We start from the raw sequence: 16,904 nt of genomic DNA on the forward strand, positions 1-16,904 counted from the left end.
GCGAGGGCCGTGCCCTCGTTTCGCGGCACAAGGCCGCTCCTACAGGGGATCGTACGTTTCTGTAGGAGCGGTCTTGCGCCGCGAAAGGGCCGCAAAGCGGCCCCACAGCCTAACAGACGAACCTCAGAGTTTGGCCTTCACAGCTTGGGAAGCGTCTCCTCCCGCCTTGGTCGTGACCCCAGCCAACCAACCCTCCAGCACGTGCGGATGTGCCTTCACCCAGGCCTTGGCCGCTTCGTCGAAGCTGACCTTTCTATCCACCACCTCGGCCATGATGCTGTTCTCCATGTCCAGGCTGAAGCTCAGGTTGCCCAGCAGCTTCGCTGCATTCGGGCAGGTCTGTGGGTAACCGTTGCGCACCAGGGTATACACGTCACCTTTGCTGCCGAACCACTTCTCCCCGCCGGTCAGGTAATGCATTTTCAGCTTCACGTTCATCGGGTGCGGGGTCCAACCGAGGAAGGTGATGAACTGTTGTTTCTGTGTGGCCCGCTGCACCTGGGTGAGCATCGCCTGTTCGCTGGACTCCACCAGCTTCCAGTCACCCAGGCCGAACTCATTCTTGTCGATGATCTCTTTGAGTGACAGGTTGGCCGGCGCGCCTGAGCCGATGCCATAGAGCTTCTGGTCGAACTGGTCGGCATGTTTCTGCAGATCGGCGAAATCCTTTACACCGGCGTTCCAGACGTAGTCAGGCACTGCCAGGGTGAACTCGGTGCCCTGCAGGTTGCGGGCCAGGCGCTGGACATCGCCGCTGGCGACGAACTTGTCATGGAAGCCTTGCTGGGCGGGCATCCAGTTGCCGAGGAAGGCGTCCACCCGGCCATCCTTGAGGCCACCATAGATGATCGGCACGGCCAGGTTGTCGATCTTCACTCGGTAGCCGAGCCCTTCCAGGAGCAGGCGGGCGATGGCGTTGGTAGTGGCGATATCGCTCCAGCCAGGGTCGGCCATCTTCACGGTGGTGCATTGGGCATCGCTGTCGGCGTGGGCCGTGATGGCGGCCAGGCCCAAGGCCAGGGCGATCACGGTTGTGGAGAACTTCTTCATGGCGGCCTCTCTACTCAATCCAGGGGTGCGGGCTGTGGATAACGTGCCTTGCGCTCGAGGTCGTCGAGATCGATGTGGTTGCGCATGTACTGTTGGCTGGCATCCACCCATGGTTGGTGGTCCCAGCTCTTCAGCTTGCCGATGGCCAGTGCCTCGGCCACCAGGCGACGGCGCCGTTGGCTGGCCAGTACTTGCTCGCGCAGGGCGGGAATGTCCCAGCGTTGGCGGGCTTGATCGACAAATGCCTGCAGCAGCGCCTGGTGGTCCGGGCTGCCGGTGAGGTTCTCCCGCTCATGCGGGTCGCGGCTCAGGTCATAGAGTAAACAGGGGTCGTCTTCGCTGTACACAAACTTGTAGGGGCCACGGCGGATCATCATCAACGGGCCGACCGTGCCTTCGGCCATGTACTCCCCGATCACCTCGTCGTGCCCGCCCTGCCCCTGCAGGTGGCCGAGCAGCGAACGGCCATCGAGGTGCAGGTCTTTTTCCACTTCGCCGCCGGCCAGTTCCACCAGGGTCGGCAGCAGGTCGCAGGTGGACACGGCCGCGCTCACCCGTGCCGGGGCGAAGCGCTTGGGCGCGTGGACCAGCAGCGGCACCCGGGCCGACATCTCGAACCAGTGCATCTTGTACCAGAGCCCGCGCTCGCCAAGCATGTCGCCATGGTCGCCCGAGAAGACGATCAGGGTGTCGTCGGCCAGGTCGCATTCCTCGAGGGTCTGCAGCAGCTTGCCGATGTTGTCGTCGATATAGCTGCAGGCGCCGAAGTAGGCACGGCGAGCGTCGCGGATCTTGTGCGCGGGCAGCGGTTTGTCCCATAGGTCGTAGACCTTGAGCAGGCGTTGCGAGTGGGGGTCCTGTTCATCCTGGGCCAGGACCTCGCCCGGCAGGGGAATATCCACGCCTTCGTAGAGATCCCAGTAGGGCTTGGGAATGGTGTAGGGGTCGTGGGGGTGGGTCATGGACACGGTCAGGCAGAATGGCCGGCCATCGCCTTCGCGCACATGGTCGTAGAGGTACTGGCGGGCCTTGAACACCACCTCCTCGTCGAAATCCAGCTGGTTGGTACGCACGCAAGGGCCTGCCTGCAGCACCGACGACATGTTGTGGTACCAGCTGGGGCGCTGGTCGGGTGCGTCCCAGTTCACCGCCCAGCCGTAGTCGGCCGGGTAGATGTCGCTGGTCAGCCGCTCTTCATAGCCATGCAACTGGTCGGGGCCGCAGAAGTGCATCTTGCCCGACAGCGCGGTGCGATAGCCCAGGCGGCGCAGGTAATGGGCGTAGGTCGGCACATCGGCTGGGAAGTCCGCCGCGTTGTCGTAGGCGCCGATGCGGCTGGGCAACTGGCCACTGACCAGGGTGAAGCGCGACGGTGCGCACAGCGGGCTGTTGCAGTAGGCGGCATCGAATACCACCGCCTGTTCGGCCAGGCGGCTCAGGTGCGGCATCCTGATCGGTGATGGGTTGTAGATCGGCAGCAAGGGCGCGGCCATCTGGTCGGCCATGATGAACAGGATGTTGGGTCGCTTCATGGTTGCGTTCCATCGTTGAAGGTTATGGGAACCGCTTGCGAATCAGGATGCGACCGTGGATAACATGGGTAAAGCCCATGGCGGGCAATGAGTGGGATTAGTTGCGCTTATGTTTGAACACCTTGCCGACCTGTCCCTGGACACGCTGCGTGTCTTCGAGGCCGCAGCGCGCCAGCGCAGCTTCACCGCGGCCGCGCTGGAGCTGGGCACCACCCAGCCGGCGGTGAGCCAGCAGGTCAAGCGCCTGGAGGCGCAGTTGGGCACGCGCTTGTTCGACCGGATCTACCGGGGTATCGAGCTGACCGACGCCGGCCAGTTGCTGTTCGAGCAGGTCCATCAAGGCTTGCAGGCCATGGAAGAGGGCATCGGGCAGGCCAGTGGGCGTGCCCAACGCGAGGTATTGCAGGTGGCCACCGACTTTGCCTTCGCTGCCTTCTGGCTGATGCCGCGCTTGCCTCGGTTCCACCAGGCCTACCCCCAGGTGGACGTGAGCCTGGTGACGGGCGAGCGCAGCCAGGCCATGCTGCGACCGGATATCGACGTGGCGGTGCTGTTTGGCGATGGGCGCTTCCACCAGGGCGAGAGCAGATGGTTGTTCGATGAGGAGGTTTTTCCGGTCTGCAGCCCCAAGCTGATTCATGGCAAACCCACGTCAGCCGTGGCTTTGCAACGATTGCCCCTGCTCCATCTGCGTGGCGAGCAGGCCAGCCGTTGGTTCGATTGGGCGGGGGTGTTCCGTGGCCTGGGCGTGACCAGCCCGCCTCCGCCTGGGCAGTTGCGGTTCGACAACTACACCTTGTTGATCCAGGCGGCGATTGCCGGGCAAGGGGTGGCGATCGGCTGGCGGCATCTGGTGGATGGATTGGTGGACCAGGGATTGCTGTGTCGACCGCTGGAAGGCAGCCTGCGCTCTGAGCGCGGGTATTACGTGGTGTTGCCGCCACGCAAGCGGCGCGGGGCGTTGATCCAGCGGTTCGTGGATTGGCTGGAGGCTGAGCGGGGAGCGTGACTGGGCTGCTGTGCAGCCTATCACCGGCAAGCCGGCGATGAGATCAAGGCACGAAGTTAAGGTGTTCCCCCTGGTGCAGGTTCAGCTCCAACGCATCCACCATCCCCGCCGCAACCCGCGCCAATCGTTGCAAAGGCCCGGCCAGCCCGGGCTCCAGGGTTCCGTCGAGGTTGCGAAAGTGCTCGATGCCCAGCCCTGGCACCTCGTCGGGTGCATTCACCAGTGTCCAGCGCAGTGCACTGCGTTGCAGCAGGTCGACGATGTGGTCCATGCATTCACGCGCTTCATCGCTGTGCCTGGCTGGCTCATCCAGTACGTTGAAATCGCCCACCAGCATCAGCCGGCGTATAGTCGTGCGCTGCAGGCCGGCCACCAGGGCCTCGGTCATCTGCCGCTGGGCCGGCAGGTCGCCAGGGGCCAGCGCCGACAGCAGGGCGATCACCGCCGAACCGCCGGCCGTGCTCTGCTCGGCCTGGTAGGTATTGCCCAGCCCACCTATCTTGAAATGCAGGCCCGGGCGTGGGGCATGGCGGTTGAGATCGTCGACCACGGCCGTGACTTCGTGCTGGCGCGACAGCAGCTCCACAGCCAAGGCACTGCCCAGGCTGCTTTCGATCCCGAACAGGACCAGTTTGAACACTGGGGTTTCGGCATTTTTCACCAGATCACTCCCTCTGCTGGCAAGTGATCGTTTGACCCCTTTCAGGAGTAATCGTGCAACGGATCAAGGGCTACCATGCCCACGTGTACTACGACGCATCGACCATGGCGCAGGCCCGGCAGTTGTGCGAAGAAGCGGCCCGGTTGTTTCCCGTGACCATGGGGCGCATGCACCAGAAGCCGGTCGGACCGCACCCGGACTGGAGCTGCCAGCTGGCCTTCGGGCCGGAAGTGGTGGGGGTGTTGTTGCCGTGGCTGGCGCTGTACCGCAAGGGGTTGGTGGTGTTCCTGCATCCGCTGACGGGGGATGAGCTGGCGGATCACCGGGACCACGCGATCTGGATGGGGGCCGTGCGGCCTTTGGACCTGTCGATCTTTGGGGGATAGTGGGGCCGCTTTGCGGGCCCTTTCGCTGCGCAAGGCCGTTCCTACAGGAAGCGGTGATCGCCTGTAGGAGCGGCCTTGTGCCGCGATCGAGGGCGTAGCCCTCGCAATCAGCTGCGCGCCGAACGCACACCTTCGGCCAGCGCCGAGCACAGGCTCAGCACATCGTTCACGGCCTGCCCGGCATCCTTGGCCTGGGCGATCTTGTCCACCAGCGCCGAGCCCACCACCACACCATCTGAGAGCTTGGCGATGGCTGCTGCCTGTTCAGGCGTGCGAATACCGAAGCCCACGCTGATCGGCAGGTCGGTGTGGCGACGCAGGCGGGCGATGGCCTGCTGGACGTGCTCGGTGGTGGCGGAGCCGGCGCCGGTCACACCCGCCACCGAGACGTAGTAGACGAAGCCGGAGCTACGCTCGAGCACGCGCGGCAGGCGGGCGTCGTCGGTGGTCGGGGTGGTCAGGCGGATGAAGTCAATGCCGGCGGCCTGGGCCGGGGTGGCCAGCTCGGCGTCATGCTCCGGCGGCAGGTCGACGATGATCAGGCCATCGACGCCTGCTTCCTTGGCCTGTGCCACGAACGGCTCCACGCCGAAGCGGTGGATCGGGTTGTAGTAGCCCATCAGTACGATCGGCGTGGTCTGGTTATCTACACGGAATTCGCGAACCATCTGCAGGGTCTTGGCCAACGTCTGGCCAGCGTCCAGGGCACGCAGGGTCGCCAGCTGGATGGCCACGCCGTCGGCCATCGGGTCGGTGAATGGCATGCCCAGCTCGATGACGTCGGCACCGGCTGCCGGCAAGCCTTTGAGGATCTGCAACGAGGCGTCATAGCCCGGGTCGCCCGCGGTGATGAAGGTGACCAGTGCCGAGCGGCCTTCGGCCTTCAGTTCGGCGAAACGTTGTTCAAGACGGCTCATGCCTGTTTCTCCTGGGCAGCCATATGGTTCATCACGGTTTGCATGTCCTTGTCGCCACGGCCGGACAGGCACACGACCATCAGGTGGTCCTTGGGCAGGTTCGGTGCGCGCTTGATCGCCTCGGCCAGGGCATGGGAACTCTCCAGTGCCGGGATGATGCCTTCCAGGCGGCAGCTGGTGTGGAACGCTTCGAGGGCTTCGTCGTCGGTGATGCTGACGTACTCGACGCGCTTCACTTCGTGCAGGTAGGCGTGCTCCGGGCCGATGCCCGGGTAGTCCAGGCCTGCCGAGATCGAGTGGGCGTCGGTGATCTGGCCGTCCTCGTCCTGCAGCAGGTAGGTGCGGTTGCCGTGCAGTACGCCCGGCACGCCACCGTTGAGGCTGGCGGCGTGTTTGTCGGTGTGCACGCCGTGGCCACCGGCCTCGACGCCGATGATCTTGACGCTCTGGTCATCGAGGAAGTCGTGGAACAGGCCCATGGCATTGGAGCCACCGCCGACGCAGGCAATCAGGCTGTCCGGCAGGCGGCCTTCCTTTTCCTGCAGCTGGGCGCGGGTTTCCTTGCCGATGATCGACTGGAAGTCGCGGACCATCGCCGGATAAGGGTGCGGGCCGGCCACGGTGCCGATCAGGTAGAAGGTGTCTTCGACGTTGGTGACCCAGTCGCGCAGGGCCTCGTTCATGGCGTCCTTGAGGGTGCCGGTGCCGGCGGTGACCGGGACGATCTCGGCGCCCAGCAGCTTCATGCGGAATACGTTGGCCTGCTGGCGCTCGATGTCGGTGGCGCCCATGTAGATCACGCAGGGCAGACCGAAGCGCGCCGCGACGGTGGCGGTGGCCACGCCGTGCATGCCGGCGCCGGTTTCGGCGATCAGGCGTTTCTTGCCCATGCGCTTGGCCAGCAGCACCTGGCCGATGCAGTTGTTCACCTTGTGCGCGCCGGTATGGTTGAGCTCTTCACGCTTGAAGAAGATCTTGGCGCCGCCGCAGTGTTCGGTCAGGCGTTCGGCGAAGTACAGCGGGTTGGGGCGGCCGATGTAGTCGCGTTGGAAGTAGGCCAGCTCTTCGAGGAATTTCGGGTCGGCCTTGGCGGCCTCGTATTCACGGGCCAGGTCCAGGACCAGCGGCATCAGGGTTTCGGCCACGTAGCGGCCGCCGAACGAGCCGAACAGGCCGTTGGCATCAGGGCCGGCGCGGTATTGGGTCTGGGTCATGGGGCGCTCCAAGGCGTGATCTATGGTCGATGGGCTTTACTCTAACCACGACACGGCCAGCTGAAAACCGATAAGATTGCGACAACTCGTCAGAAAAACTCACACGTCATGCGCCAAGACCTTCCACCCCTCAACGCTCTGCGTGCCTTCGAGGCCACTGCCCGGCTCAACAGTGTCAGCCAGGCGGCTGAACTTCTGCACGTGACTCACGGGGCCGTGAGCCGGCAGTTGAAGGTGCTCGAAGAGCACCTTGGCGTGGCGCTGTTCGTCAAAGATGGACGCGGCGTCAAACTCACAGATGCCGGTGTACGCCTGCGCGAGGCCAGCACCGATGCGTTCGATCGCCTGCGCAGCGTGTGCGCCGAGCTCAGCCGCGATGTCAGCGAGGCGCCCTTCGTCCTGGGGTGTTCCGGCAGCCTGCTGGCGCGCTGGTTCATCCCTCGGCTCGGGCGATTGAAGGCGGACCTGCCGGAGCTGCGCCTGCACCTGTCGGCAGGCGAAGGCGACTTGGACCCGCGCCGTCCGGGGCTGGATGCATTGCTGGTGTACGCCGAGCCGCCGTGGCCTGCGGATATGCAGGTGCATGTGCTGGTCGAAGAACGTATCGGCCCGGTGTTGAGCCCGCACTTTCCGGGGTTCGAACGGCTGCGCGAGGCGCCGGCCAAGGCCCTGCTCGACGAGGCCTTGCTGCATACCACCTCGCGCCCGCAGGCCTGGCCTACCTGGGCTGCGCAACAGGGGCTCGACCCGGCGGCGTTGGCCTTCGGTCAGGCGTTCGAGCATTTGTATTACTTGTTGGAGGCGGCGGTGGCTGGCCTGGGCGTGGCCATCGCCCCGCAGCCGCTGGTGGCGGACGACCTGCGGGCCGGGCGCCTGAGCGCACCCTGGGGCTTCTCGCCGACGCACGCGGCATTGGCCCTATGGGTGCCCAGGCGCGCCGCGGACGGGCGCGCCGAGCAGTTGGCGCAGTGGCTGCGCAACGAGCTGGAACGACAAACGGTCTAGTGTCCTGTCTCGGAAATGCGTTCTCTTTTGGTGGTGCCCAGGACGCCGTCAAAAGTGAACAGCTTATTTCCGAGACTGGACACTAGTTGCGCTTGCACATCAACCAGGCGGCCAGCAGGCCAAGGGCGCCGATGGCGACGCCGGCGGTGGTCCAGGGGGGTTCCTGGGCATAGTCGCGGGTGGCGATGCCGGTCTGGCGGGTGCGGGTCTTCACTTCCTCATAGGCATCGCCGAGCAGCGTGCGCGAATGCTTGAGCGCATTCTCGGCGTTGCTGCGAATCGCCTTCATGGATTTCTGCGACTCTTCCGAAGCATCGTGCTTGAGGTGTTCGAGGGTCTTGAGCAGGCTTTCGATCTCCGCTTCCATGCTTTCCAGCGACGCTTTACGCAGCGAGTTATAGGCCATGATGACTCTCCTTCGCGGTGGTTGGGCTGTAAGGGGTGCGACTGTGCAGCGAAGCGAAAGTGCGATCGAACTTTCCTGCATGGCGATGGTTCGCAGGTAAACCGGGCCTGCGCTGCTAGGCTCAATCTCACACGCCAACCAAGGAGAGCGCTCATGTCCGATCACCACACCTACAAGAAGATCGAGCTGGTCGGTTCCTCGCCCACCAGCATCGAGGACGCAATCAACAATGCCCTGGCCGAAGCCGGCAAGAGCATCAAGCACCTGGAATGGTTCGAGGTGGTCGATACCCGTGGGCATATCCGCGACAACAAGGCGGCGCACTTCCAGGTCACGCTGAAGGTCGGCTTCCGTATCGCCAACAGTTGAAACAAGGCCGGGCTGGCCTGGCCCGGCGAGATGGGGTAAAGGTTTGTGGGTGCCAGTCCTGGATTGGCGCCCTGTACTTTTTTGATCTGAACAAGGAAAGCGATCGATGAAGAAACTGCTGTGGGCGATGGGCCTGGTGGCGCTGGCGGGCAGCGCGCAGGCGGCGGGCAAGCCGTGCGAGGAGCTCAAGGCCGAGATCGATGCCAAGCTCCAGGCCAAGGGCGTTACCGGCTATGTGCTGGAGATCGTCGACAAGGGCGCCGGAGGTGGAAAGGTGATCGGCAGTTGCGAGGGCGGTACCAAGGAGATCGTGTACCGCCGCGAGTGATCGGTGGCGCTTGGGGCCCCAATCGCTGGGCAAGCCCGCTTCCTCGAGGATACGACCCCTGGGAGCGGGCTTGCCCAGCGATCGACGGCGCAGCCGTCTACTCGTGTTTCAAGGCCTGCGCCAACAGCTCATACGACCGTACCCGGTCCGCATGTTCGTACAGGTCGCAGGTGAATATCAGTTCATCCGCCCCGGTCTGCTCCAGCAGCACCTCGACCTTGGCCCGTACCTTCTGCGGGCTGCCGATCATCGCCAAGCCCAGGAAGCTGCCCACCGCATCGCGTTCATGGGGCAGCCACAGGCCGTCCATGCTCGGCACCGGTGGGCGCTGCATCAGGCTCTGGCCACGAATCAATGCCAGGATGCGCTGGTACACCGACGTCGCCAGGTATTCGGCCTTTTCGTCGGTCTCGGCTACGACCATGGGCACGCCGAGCATCACGTAGGGCTTGTCCAGTACCGTGGAAGGCTTGAAGTGGTCGCGGTAGATGCGGATCGCCTCGTGCATATAGCGCGGGGCGAAATGCGAGGCGAAGGCATAGGGCAACCCGCGCATGCCCGCCAGCTGGGCGCTGAACAGGCTGGAGCCGAGCAGCCAGAGCGGCACGTCGGTGTCGTGGCCCGGCACCGCAATGACCTTCTGGTCCGGCGTGCGTGGGCCCAGGTAGCGGGACAGCTCTTCGACGTCGTCCGGGAAGTCGTCGGCGCTGCCGGAGCGTTCGCGACGCAAGGCGCGGGCCGTCATCTGGTCAGAGCCCGGTGCGCGACCCAGGCCCAGGTCGATACGCCCAGGGTAGAGGCTTGCCAGTGTGCCGAACTGCTCGGCGATCACCAGGGGCGCATGGTTGGGCAGCATCACACCGCCGGCGCCGATGCGGATGCGCGAGGTGCCACCTGCCAGGTACCCGATCAGTACGGACGTGGCCGAGCTGGCGATGCCGTCCATGTTGTGGTGCTCGGCCACCCAGAAACGGTTGTAGCCGAACCGCTCGGCATGTCGGGCCAGGTCCAGGGAGTTGCGCAGGGCCTGGGCAGGGCCGCCATCGGCGCGTACCGGTACCAGGTCGAGAGTGGATATCTTCAGGTCACGCAGGTGCGTCATGGGTGCCTCCGCAGAAAGATTGGCCGTGGGGCCTTGGGTTCTCTGTATGGGCACTTTTCGGGGTTTCAATGCTAGGCGTCAGATTCAGCTGAACTTGCTGTAAGCCTGAACCTCAGAACCCATAGGTACCCACCCTACGACAGGAGGCAACATGAAAAAGACAGCATCGGCGATCTGGCAAGGCGGGTTGAAGGATGGCAAGGGATCGCTCTCCACGGAAAGCGGTGCACTCAAGCAGAACCCCTATGGCTTCAACACCCGTTTCGAAGGCTCGCCAGGCACAAATCCGGAAGAGCTGATCGGCGCGGCCCATGCCGGCTGCTTTTCCATGGCACTGTCGATGATGCTCGGCGAGGCGGGCTTCACCCCCGAGCGTATCGACACCATTGCCGAGGTCAGCCTGGACAAGCAGCCGGACGGTTTCGCCATTACGGCCGTGCACCTGACCCTCAAGGCCAAAGTGCCTGGGGCGAGCGATGCGCAGTTCCAGGAAATCGCCAACAAAGCCAAGGCCGGCTGCCCGGTGTCGAAGGTGCTGAACGCGACGATTACCCTGGACGCCACCCTGCTTTCCTAGGCGGCGCAACAGGAGCGGTTTCCTGTAGTCTAATGGGCGTTGGCAGCCCGACTGCCTTTTCAGGAGCCGTTCCATGATCCGCGTTGCAACCGCCGTGCTGGTCTCCTTGCTGGCTACGGCAGCCATGGCCGCGCCCAAGCCGTGCGAGGAACTCAAGGCCGAAATCGAGGCGAAGATCCAGGCTGCGGGGGTCACGTCCTATACCCTGGAGATCGTGCCCAACAGTGAAGTCCGCGATCAGAACATGATCGTCGGCAGCTGCGATGGTGGCACCAAGAAGATCATCTACCAGAAGAACGACCAGTGACCCGAGCCCGTTTTATCGGCGGTAGACCCCGCTCCCATTGGTTCGTGGGAGTGGGTATGGCCATGAAGGCTGCCGCTCACGGAATGCAGAACACCTGGCTCGGCTCGTTCACCACCACCTTGCGGCTGCCATCGAACAGCAACACCTGCGGCTGCATCACCGGTGCCCGCGCCTCCAGGCGATAGCGCTCGCCTGCCTTGAAGTCATCGAAGCGTACGGTGAGGTAGCAAGTGCGCTCGGTAGGGTCGGTGCTGAAGCCGCCCGAATACACTTCGTAGTCGAAGCGTACCACCAGCTCGTGCCGACCTGGGGTGACCTGGAAGTAGCGGCCATCCTCCAGCCGCTGGCCGTCCAGGCGGTCGGCCATGATGGTCCTGCCAGGCGTGATGGTGTAGAGGTCGACCCAGGCCTGCTTGGGATCGACGGGCGGCAAGGGGCTGGCGCAAGCCCCCAGTGCACTGAGGGCGATCAGCATCATGGGCTGGCGCATGGCGAAACTCCCGCTCGCGGTTTACAGGCTTTAAGCATAGCGCCGTCAGGCCCGCGTTGTCGTGAAACTCTTGGGTTTCAGGTGCGCTGGCAACCGGCTGGCATCCCCTGCCCCACCAGCTTCTGCTGCTGGTCATAGAGTTTGACCCAGGGGCGGAAACCGATGCTGCCGGCCTGCAGCTGGTAGCGTTGGCCGGCACTGAAGTCCTTGAACGTCAGGTTCAGCTGGCAGTCGCGCCACAGCGGTTCGTCCACTGGGCCGATATTGCTCGGCGCCACCGCGAACTGGTAGCGCACGGTGAGCTCATGGTTGCCAGGCTGGACTTCGAAATAGCGCTTGTCGGCCCAGTCGCGTTCGTCCACCTGCACGGCATGCAGCGAGGTGTTGTCGTAGGGGGCAAGGTCGATCCAGGCCTGGTTGGGGTCCGGGTCGGGCAGCGTGGAGCAACCGGACAGCAGCACGAGCGTGCCGACGGCAATCAGTGAACGCATGGCGAAACTCCCCCCTGGCGAGATAGTCTTGGACCGCACTGGCCGTGAGCGAGATAGACAGCCCTGATGTTTCGACTTTTTCTTTTGCAGCGCTCAAGCCATGGGCCTCTCGACCGCATTTTCTGGCGTTTGGTTCCCGTGCTGGCGGCCTTCCTGCTGAACGGTTGCTCCAGCTTCGGCTACTACGGTCAGTTGGCCGAGGGGCAATGGCAACTGTTGCGGGCGCGACAGCCTGTGGCGCAGTTGCTGGACGACCCTTCCCTAGGCGGTCCATTGCGCCAGCGTCTGGAGCATGCCGAACAGGCCCGGCAGTTCGCCAGCGAACGGTTGAAGCTGCCGGACAACCGCAGCTATCGGGTCTATGCCGATCTAGGGCGGCCCTACGTGGTATGGAATGTCTTTGCGACACCTGAGCTCTCGTTGCAGCCGGCCACCCATTGCTTCCCGATCGCCGGTTGCGTGGCCTACCGGGGCTATTACCGGCAAGGCGCCGCCCGCGGCGCGGCAGCGTTGATGCGCCAGGACGGGATGGACGTGTATATCGGGGGTGTGGAGGCCTATTCGACTCTGGGCTGGTTCGACGATCCGATCCTTTCCTCGATGGTTGCCTGGGGCGATGAACGCCTGGCCGCGGTGATCTTCCACGAGCTGGCGCACCAGCGCGTCTATGTAAAGGACGACACTGAGTTCAATGAGTCGTTCGCCACCTTCGTGGAACAGGAAGGATCGCGGCAATGGCGCGTGGCGCGCGGGCTTCCAGCGATTCGGGATGACGCGGCGCGCCAGCGCGAGCAGTTCGTTCGGCTGGTGCTGGACAGCCGTTCGCGCTTGCAGGCGATCTATGCCGGACCGTTGAACGAGGCTGGCAAGCGGGCGGCCAAGCAGGCGGAATTCGAGCGCTTGCGGCGTGAGTATCGGCAGTGGCGTGATGGGCCTTGGAAGGGGGATGGGCGTTACGATGCGTGGATGTATGGGCCTATGAACAATGCCAAGCTGCTGCCGTTCGGCCTGTATGACCAATGGGTGCCGGGGTTTGCGGCGTTGTTCGAGGATGTGAACGGCGATTGGGGCGAGTTCTATCAGCGGGTCGAGGCGTTGGGGCGGTTGCCGACTACGGCGCGCAAGGCTGAGTTGGCGCGGTTGGCTGGTCGGGGGTGAAGGGGGCCGCTTTGCGGCCCATCGCCGGCAAGCCGGCTCCCACAGGATTGCGCCGCGCTCAAGACTTGCGAAATCCCTGTGGGAGCCGGCTTGCCGGCGATAGGACCGGGCAAGCAACTCAAGACAGTTGCTCTCGTCTCTGGCATGCCAGCGATGGGTTGCGCAGGAGTCAGGCCTGGAAAAACGCCTGGTGCAACTGCGCCAACGTGTCGAAATGGAATGCCGGCGCCTCGGCCATCAGCTCTTCGCGGCTGCCAAAGCCATAGCCCACCGCCACTGCTTGCAGCCCATTGCTGCGCGCGCCGATCAGGTCATGCTTGCGATCACCGATCATCAGGGTCTGCGCTGGGTCCAGTCCTTCCTCGTCCAGCAGGTGGCGAATCAACTCGACCTTATTGGTACGGGTGCCATCCAGTTCGCTGCCGTAGATCACCTTGAAATGGTGATCGAACGCGAAGTGCCGGGCGATCTCGCGGGCGAACTCCCAGGGTTTGGAGGTGGCGATGTACAGCGTGCGGCCTTGACCATTCAGAGCCTCGAGCAGCTCCGGCACACCGTCGAACACCAGGTTCTCGTACAGGCCGGTGACCCTGAAGCGTTCGCGGTAGAAGTTCACCGCGTCCCAGGCCTTGGCCTCGTTGAAGTGGTAGAACTGCATGAAGGCCTGCAGCAAGGGTGGGCCGATGAAGTGCTCGAGGCGGGCCAGGTCCGGCTCGTCGATACCCAGTTTGGCCAGGGCGTACTGGATCGAACGGGTGATACCCAGGCGCGGGTCGGTCAGGGTGCCGTCGAGGTCGAAGAGGATGTTCTGCTGGTGCATGGTGTTCTCGGTATCTATGAGCCGTTGCGCTCCTGCAAGCGCGTGGTGTGGCTATCGGTCGTAGCCTTCGGCCAGGTGCTGGTCCTTGAGCTTGACGTAGTTGGTTGCGCTATAGGGGAAAAACGCACGTTCCTTGTCGGTCAGCGGGCGTGCCTGCTTCACTGGGCTGCCCACGTACAGGTAGCCGCTGTTCAGGCGCTTGCCCGGCGGTACCAGGCTGCCAGCGCCGATGATCACTTCGTCCTCGACCACCGCGCCATCCATGATGATGCTGCCCATGCCGACCAGAATGCGGTTGCCCAGTGTACAGCCGTGCAACATGACTTTGTGACCGATGGTCACGTCGTCGCCGATCAGCAACGGGAAGCCCTCCGGGTTGAACGGCCCGGCATGGGTGATGTGCAGCACGCTGCCATCCTGCACGCTGGTGCGTGCGCCGATGCGGATCCGGTGCATGTCGCCGCGCACCACAGTCAGCGGCCAGACCGAGCTGTCCTCGCCGATCTCGACGTCACCCAGCACCACTGCCGAACGGTCGACGAAAACCCGTGGTCCAACTTTGGGAGTGTGTTGCTGAAAGCTTCGAATGGCCATGATAGCGCCCCTCTTGAATGCCGATAGGCGGGCTGCCTGCTGCGGTCGGCGTCGATTGTAATTAAGATGGTCCCGTGTTTCCTCCTGCCAAGGTATCTAAACCGTGAGTGCGAACAACCCGCTTCTGCAGTCCTACGATCTGCCGCCCTTCTCGGCGATCCGAGCCGAACATGTGCTGCCGGCGATCGAGCAGATCCTGGCCGACAACCGCAAAGCCATTGCAACGATCCTCGAACAGCAAGGCAAGAATCCGACTTGGGCCGGCCTGGTGCTGGCCATGGATGAACTCAACGATCGCCTGGGCGCGGCCTGGAGCCCGGTCAGCCACCTCAATGCGGTGTGCAACAGCAAAGAGCTGCGCGAGGCCTACGAGTCCTGCCTGCCGGCCCTGAGCGCCTATTCCACCGAACTGGGGCAGAACCGCCAGCTGTTCGAAGCCTACCAGGCCCTGGCCAACAGCCCGGAAGCCGCCGGCTTCGACGCGGCCCAGAAGACCATCATCGACCATGCCCTGCGTGACTTCCGCCTGTCGGGTATCGACCTGCCGGCCGAGAAGCAACAACGCTACGCCGAGGTGCAAAGCCGCCTCAGTGAGCTGGGGAGCCGTTTCTCCAACCAGTTGTTGGATGCCACCCAGGCCTGGACCAAGCATGTCAGCGACGAGGCGCAGCTCGACGGCCTGCCCGACTCGGCCAAGGCGCAGATGGCCGTCGCCGCCCAGGCCAAGGGCCTGGATGGCTGGCTGATCACCCTGGAATTCCCCAGCTACTACGCGGTGATGACCTACGCCACCGACCGCGCCCTGCGCGAAGAGCTCTACGCCGCCTACTGCACCCGCGCCTCGGACCAGGGCCCGAATGCCGGCCAGTTCGACAACGGCCCGGTGATGAGCGAGATCCTCGACCTGCGCCAGGAGCTGGCCGAGCTGCTGGGGTACCCGAACTACGCCGAACTGAGCCTGGCTACCAAGATGGCCGAGTCCAGCGACCAGGTGTTGAGCTTCCTGCGTGACCTGGCCAAGCGCAGCAAGCCGTTCGCCGCCCAGGACCTGGAGCAGCTCAAGGCCTATGCCGCAGAACAAGGCTGCCCCCAGTTGTCGAGCTGGGATGCCGGCTTCTACGGCGAGAAACTACGCGAGCAGCGCTACAGCGTGTCGCAAGAGGCCCTGCGGGCCTACTTCCCGATCGACAAGGTGTTGTCGGGGCTGTTCTCCATCGTCCAGCGCCTGTACGGCATCGAGATTGCCGAACTCAAGGGCTTCGACACCTGGCACCCGGACGTGCGCCTGTTCGAGATCAAGGAAAACGGCCAGCACGTGGGCCGCTTCTTCTTCGACCTGTATGCCCGCGCCAACAAGCGCGGCGGTGCGTGGATGGACGGGGCCCGCGATCGTCGGCGCACGGCAGCCGGCACCCTGCAAAGCCCGGTGGCGAACCTGGTGTGCAACTTCACCCCAGCCGCACCCGGTAAGCCTGCGCTGCTGACCCACGATGAAGTCACCACCCTGTTCCACGAGTTCGGGCACGGCCTGCACCACCTGCTCACTCGCATCGAGCATGCCGGCGTTTCCGGCATCAACGGTGTGGCCTGGGATGCAGTGGAGCTGCCGAGCCAGTTCATGGAGAACTGGTGCTGGGAGCCTGAAGGCCTGGCGTTGATTTCCGGCCACTACGAGACCGGCGAGCCTTTGCCCCAGGACGTGTTGGACAAGATGCTGGCGGCCAAGAACTTCCAGTCGGGCATGATGATGGTGCGCCAGCTGGAGTTCTCGCTGTTCGACTTCGAACTGCATGCCAACCATGGCGACGGCCGCAGCGTGCTGCAGGTACTCGAAGGGGTGCGTGACGAGGTTTCGGTGATGCGCCCGCCGGCCTACAATCGTTTCCCCAACAGCTTCGCCCATATCTTCGCCGGCGGTTATGCGGCGGGCTACTATAGCTACAAGTGGGCCGAAGTACTCTCGGCCGATGCTTTCTCGCGCTTCGAGGAAGAAGGCGTGCTCAACGCCGAGACCGGCCGCGCCTTCCGCGAGGCGATCCTGGCTCGTGGCGGTTCCCGCGAGCCGATGGTGCTGTTCGTCGATTTCCGCGGTCGCGAGCCTTCCATCGATGCATTGCTGCGCCATAGCGGCCTGACCGAGGACGCGGCGGCATGAGCGAGGTACCTGTGACCAAGACCAAGAAGCGCTTCATCGCCGGGGCTGTGTGCCCGGCGTGCAGCGAACCCGACAAGCTGATGATGTGGAACGAGGACGGCGTACCGCACCGCGAGTGCGTGGCCTGCGGCTTCACCGACACCCTGAACGAACAGGGCCTGTCGGTGCCCACCGAGCTGGGCACCCGGGTCAACCACCTGGCGCCCAAGGCGGCACCGGCCAAGGTGCAGACCGTGCAGTTCTTCCCCAATCCGAAGCTGAAGAAACCGGCCGAATGAGGCCGTCGCGCCACCCGGCCTGGGCTGCGGTGGCGCGTATCTGCACAGGCAGGTG

The 16,904-nt window shown here is 64.1% G+C and carries 21 protein-coding genes; 10 read left to right on the plus strand and 11 right to left on the minus strand.

From position 1 onward, the window contains the following. Nucleotides 1–123: 123 nt before the first annotated feature. Complete coding sequence (gene choX / locus AC1MHZ_RS03525) at nucleotides 124–1,050, minus strand: choline ABC transporter substrate-binding protein (RefSeq protein ID WP_482966016.1); 927 nt, start codon at nucleotides 1,048–1,050, stop codon at nucleotides 124–126. Between the two features lie 14 nt (nucleotides 1,051–1,064). Further along, nucleotides 1,065–2,582 carry a choline-sulfatase gene (gene betC / locus AC1MHZ_RS03530; RefSeq protein WP_084855223.1) on the minus strand — a complete coding sequence of 506 codons (1,518 nt, stop codon included), beginning with the start codon at nucleotides 2,580–2,582 and terminating at the stop codon, nucleotides 1,065–1,067. Between the two features lie 109 nt (nucleotides 2,583–2,691). Here betC and AC1MHZ_RS03535 point away from each other — a divergent pair, with 109 nt between their 5' ends. Then, nucleotides 2,692–3,591 carry a choline sulfate utilization transcriptional regulator gene (locus AC1MHZ_RS03535; RefSeq protein ID WP_084855222.1) on the plus strand — a complete coding sequence of 300 codons (900 nt, stop codon included), beginning with the start codon at nucleotides 2,692–2,694 and terminating at the stop codon, nucleotides 3,589–3,591. A gap of 43 nt (nucleotides 3,592–3,634) precedes the next feature. Here the strand turns inward: AC1MHZ_RS03535 and AC1MHZ_RS03540 are convergent, their stop codons facing one another. Further along, entirely contained in the window at nucleotides 3,635–4,252 is a 618-nt protein-coding gene (locus AC1MHZ_RS03540) for an NAD(P)-dependent oxidoreductase (RefSeq protein WP_482966017.1), read from the minus strand. A gap of 53 nt (nucleotides 4,253–4,305) precedes the next feature. Here AC1MHZ_RS03540 and AC1MHZ_RS03545 point away from each other — a divergent pair, with 53 nt between their 5' ends. Then, a complete protein-coding gene (locus AC1MHZ_RS03545) occupies nucleotides 4,306–4,638 on the plus strand; it encodes a DOPA 4,5-dioxygenase family protein (RefSeq protein WP_084855220.1) in 333 nt (110 codons plus the stop codon). Between the two features lie 107 nt (nucleotides 4,639–4,745). Here AC1MHZ_RS03545 and trpA read toward each other — a convergent pair whose 3' ends face one another. Beyond that, nucleotides 4,746–5,555, minus strand: coding sequence for a tryptophan synthase subunit alpha (trpA, locus tag AC1MHZ_RS03550; RefSeq protein ID WP_324818218.1), 810 nt, complete (start codon nucleotides 5,553–5,555; stop codon nucleotides 4,746–4,748). After that, on the minus strand, nucleotides 5,552–6,769 hold the full coding sequence (gene trpB / locus AC1MHZ_RS03555) for a tryptophan synthase subunit beta (RefSeq protein WP_196145174.1): 1,218 nt from the start codon (nucleotides 6,767–6,769) through the stop codon (nucleotides 5,552–5,554). The genes trpA and trpB overlap by 4 nt, the downstream gene beginning before the upstream one ends. A gap of 108 nt (nucleotides 6,770–6,877) precedes the next feature. On the opposite strand from trpB, the gene AC1MHZ_RS03560 reads away from it, so the two are divergent. Then, complete coding sequence (locus AC1MHZ_RS03560; RefSeq protein ID WP_084855217.1) at nucleotides 6,878–7,774, plus strand: LysR family transcriptional regulator; 897 nt, start codon at nucleotides 6,878–6,880, stop codon at nucleotides 7,772–7,774. Between the two features lie 82 nt (nucleotides 7,775–7,856). Here the strand turns inward: AC1MHZ_RS03560 and AC1MHZ_RS03565 are convergent, their stop codons facing one another. Beyond that, a complete protein-coding gene (locus AC1MHZ_RS03565; RefSeq protein ID WP_482966018.1) occupies nucleotides 7,857–8,180 on the minus strand; it encodes an ElaB/YgaM/YqjD family protein in 324 nt (107 codons plus the stop codon). Between the two features lie 153 nt (nucleotides 8,181–8,333). Between AC1MHZ_RS03565 and AC1MHZ_RS03570 the strand changes: the two genes are divergently transcribed. Both AC1MHZ_RS03570 and AC1MHZ_RS03575 read left to right on the plus strand, forming a co-directional pair. After that, on the plus strand, nucleotides 8,334–8,549 hold the full coding sequence (locus tag AC1MHZ_RS03570) for a dodecin (RefSeq protein ID WP_042121737.1): 216 nt from the start codon (nucleotides 8,334–8,336) through the stop codon (nucleotides 8,547–8,549). A gap of 106 nt (nucleotides 8,550–8,655) precedes the next feature. Beyond that, a complete protein-coding gene (locus AC1MHZ_RS03575) occupies nucleotides 8,656–8,877 on the plus strand; it encodes a DUF1161 domain-containing protein (protein WP_084855215.1) in 222 nt (73 codons plus the stop codon). Between the two features lie 97 nt (nucleotides 8,878–8,974). Here the strand turns inward: AC1MHZ_RS03575 and AC1MHZ_RS03580 are convergent, their stop codons facing one another. Next, nucleotides 8,975–9,979: an LLM class flavin-dependent oxidoreductase gene (locus AC1MHZ_RS03580; protein ID WP_084855214.1), complete on the minus strand. Its 1,005-nt coding sequence runs from the start codon at nucleotides 9,977–9,979 to the stop codon at nucleotides 8,975–8,977. A gap of 151 nt (nucleotides 9,980–10,130) precedes the next feature. Between AC1MHZ_RS03580 and AC1MHZ_RS03585 the strand changes: the two genes are divergently transcribed. Then, a complete protein-coding gene (locus AC1MHZ_RS03585; protein WP_084855213.1) occupies nucleotides 10,131–10,556 on the plus strand; it encodes an OsmC family protein in 426 nt (141 codons plus the stop codon). A 73-nt stretch (nucleotides 10,557–10,629) separates the two neighbouring features. Further along, nucleotides 10,630–10,863 (plus strand): DUF1161 domain-containing protein, encoded by a 234-nt coding sequence (locus tag AC1MHZ_RS03590; RefSeq protein ID WP_084855212.1) that lies wholly within the window; start codon nucleotides 10,630–10,632, stop codon nucleotides 10,861–10,863. Between the two features lie 76 nt (nucleotides 10,864–10,939). Here the strand turns inward: AC1MHZ_RS03590 and AC1MHZ_RS03595 are convergent, their stop codons facing one another. Both AC1MHZ_RS03595 and AC1MHZ_RS03600 read right to left on the minus strand, forming a co-directional pair. After that, a complete protein-coding gene (locus AC1MHZ_RS03595; protein ID WP_084855211.1) occupies nucleotides 10,940–11,353 on the minus strand; it encodes a PA0061/PA0062 family lipoprotein in 414 nt (137 codons plus the stop codon). 77 nt (nucleotides 11,354–11,430) lie between these two features. Then, a complete protein-coding gene (locus tag AC1MHZ_RS03600) occupies nucleotides 11,431–11,844 on the minus strand; it encodes a PA0061/PA0062 family lipoprotein (protein WP_324818202.1) in 414 nt (137 codons plus the stop codon). Between the two features lie 84 nt (nucleotides 11,845–11,928). Between AC1MHZ_RS03600 and AC1MHZ_RS03605 the strand changes: the two genes are divergently transcribed. Next, on the plus strand, nucleotides 11,929–13,002 hold the full coding sequence (locus tag AC1MHZ_RS03605; protein WP_482966036.1) for an aminopeptidase: 1,074 nt from the start codon (nucleotides 11,929–11,931) through the stop codon (nucleotides 13,000–13,002). Nucleotides 13,003–13,171: 169 nt separating this feature from the next. On the opposite strand, the gene AC1MHZ_RS03610 is transcribed toward AC1MHZ_RS03605, so the two are convergent. Next, on the minus strand, nucleotides 13,172–13,822 hold the full coding sequence (locus AC1MHZ_RS03610; RefSeq protein WP_084855209.1) for an HAD family hydrolase: 651 nt from the start codon (nucleotides 13,820–13,822) through the stop codon (nucleotides 13,172–13,174). A 51-nt stretch (nucleotides 13,823–13,873) separates the two neighbouring features. Further along, a complete protein-coding gene (locus tag AC1MHZ_RS03615) occupies nucleotides 13,874–14,416 on the minus strand; it encodes a gamma carbonic anhydrase family protein (protein WP_084855208.1) in 543 nt (180 codons plus the stop codon). Between the two features lie 103 nt (nucleotides 14,417–14,519). Here AC1MHZ_RS03615 and prlC point away from each other — a divergent pair, with 103 nt between their 5' ends. Continuing rightward, entirely contained in the window at nucleotides 14,520–16,571 is a 2,052-nt protein-coding gene (prlC, locus tag AC1MHZ_RS03620) for an oligopeptidase A (RefSeq protein ID WP_482966019.1), read from the plus strand. Beyond that, on the plus strand, nucleotides 16,568–16,849 hold the full coding sequence (locus AC1MHZ_RS03625) for a YheV family putative zinc ribbon protein (protein WP_084855206.1): 282 nt from the start codon (nucleotides 16,568–16,570) through the stop codon (nucleotides 16,847–16,849). The genes prlC and AC1MHZ_RS03625 overlap by 4 nt, the downstream gene beginning before the upstream one ends. Nucleotides 16,850–16,904 lie beyond the last annotated feature (55 nt).

This window comes from Pseudomonas sp. FA-1, from assembly GCF_056856075.1.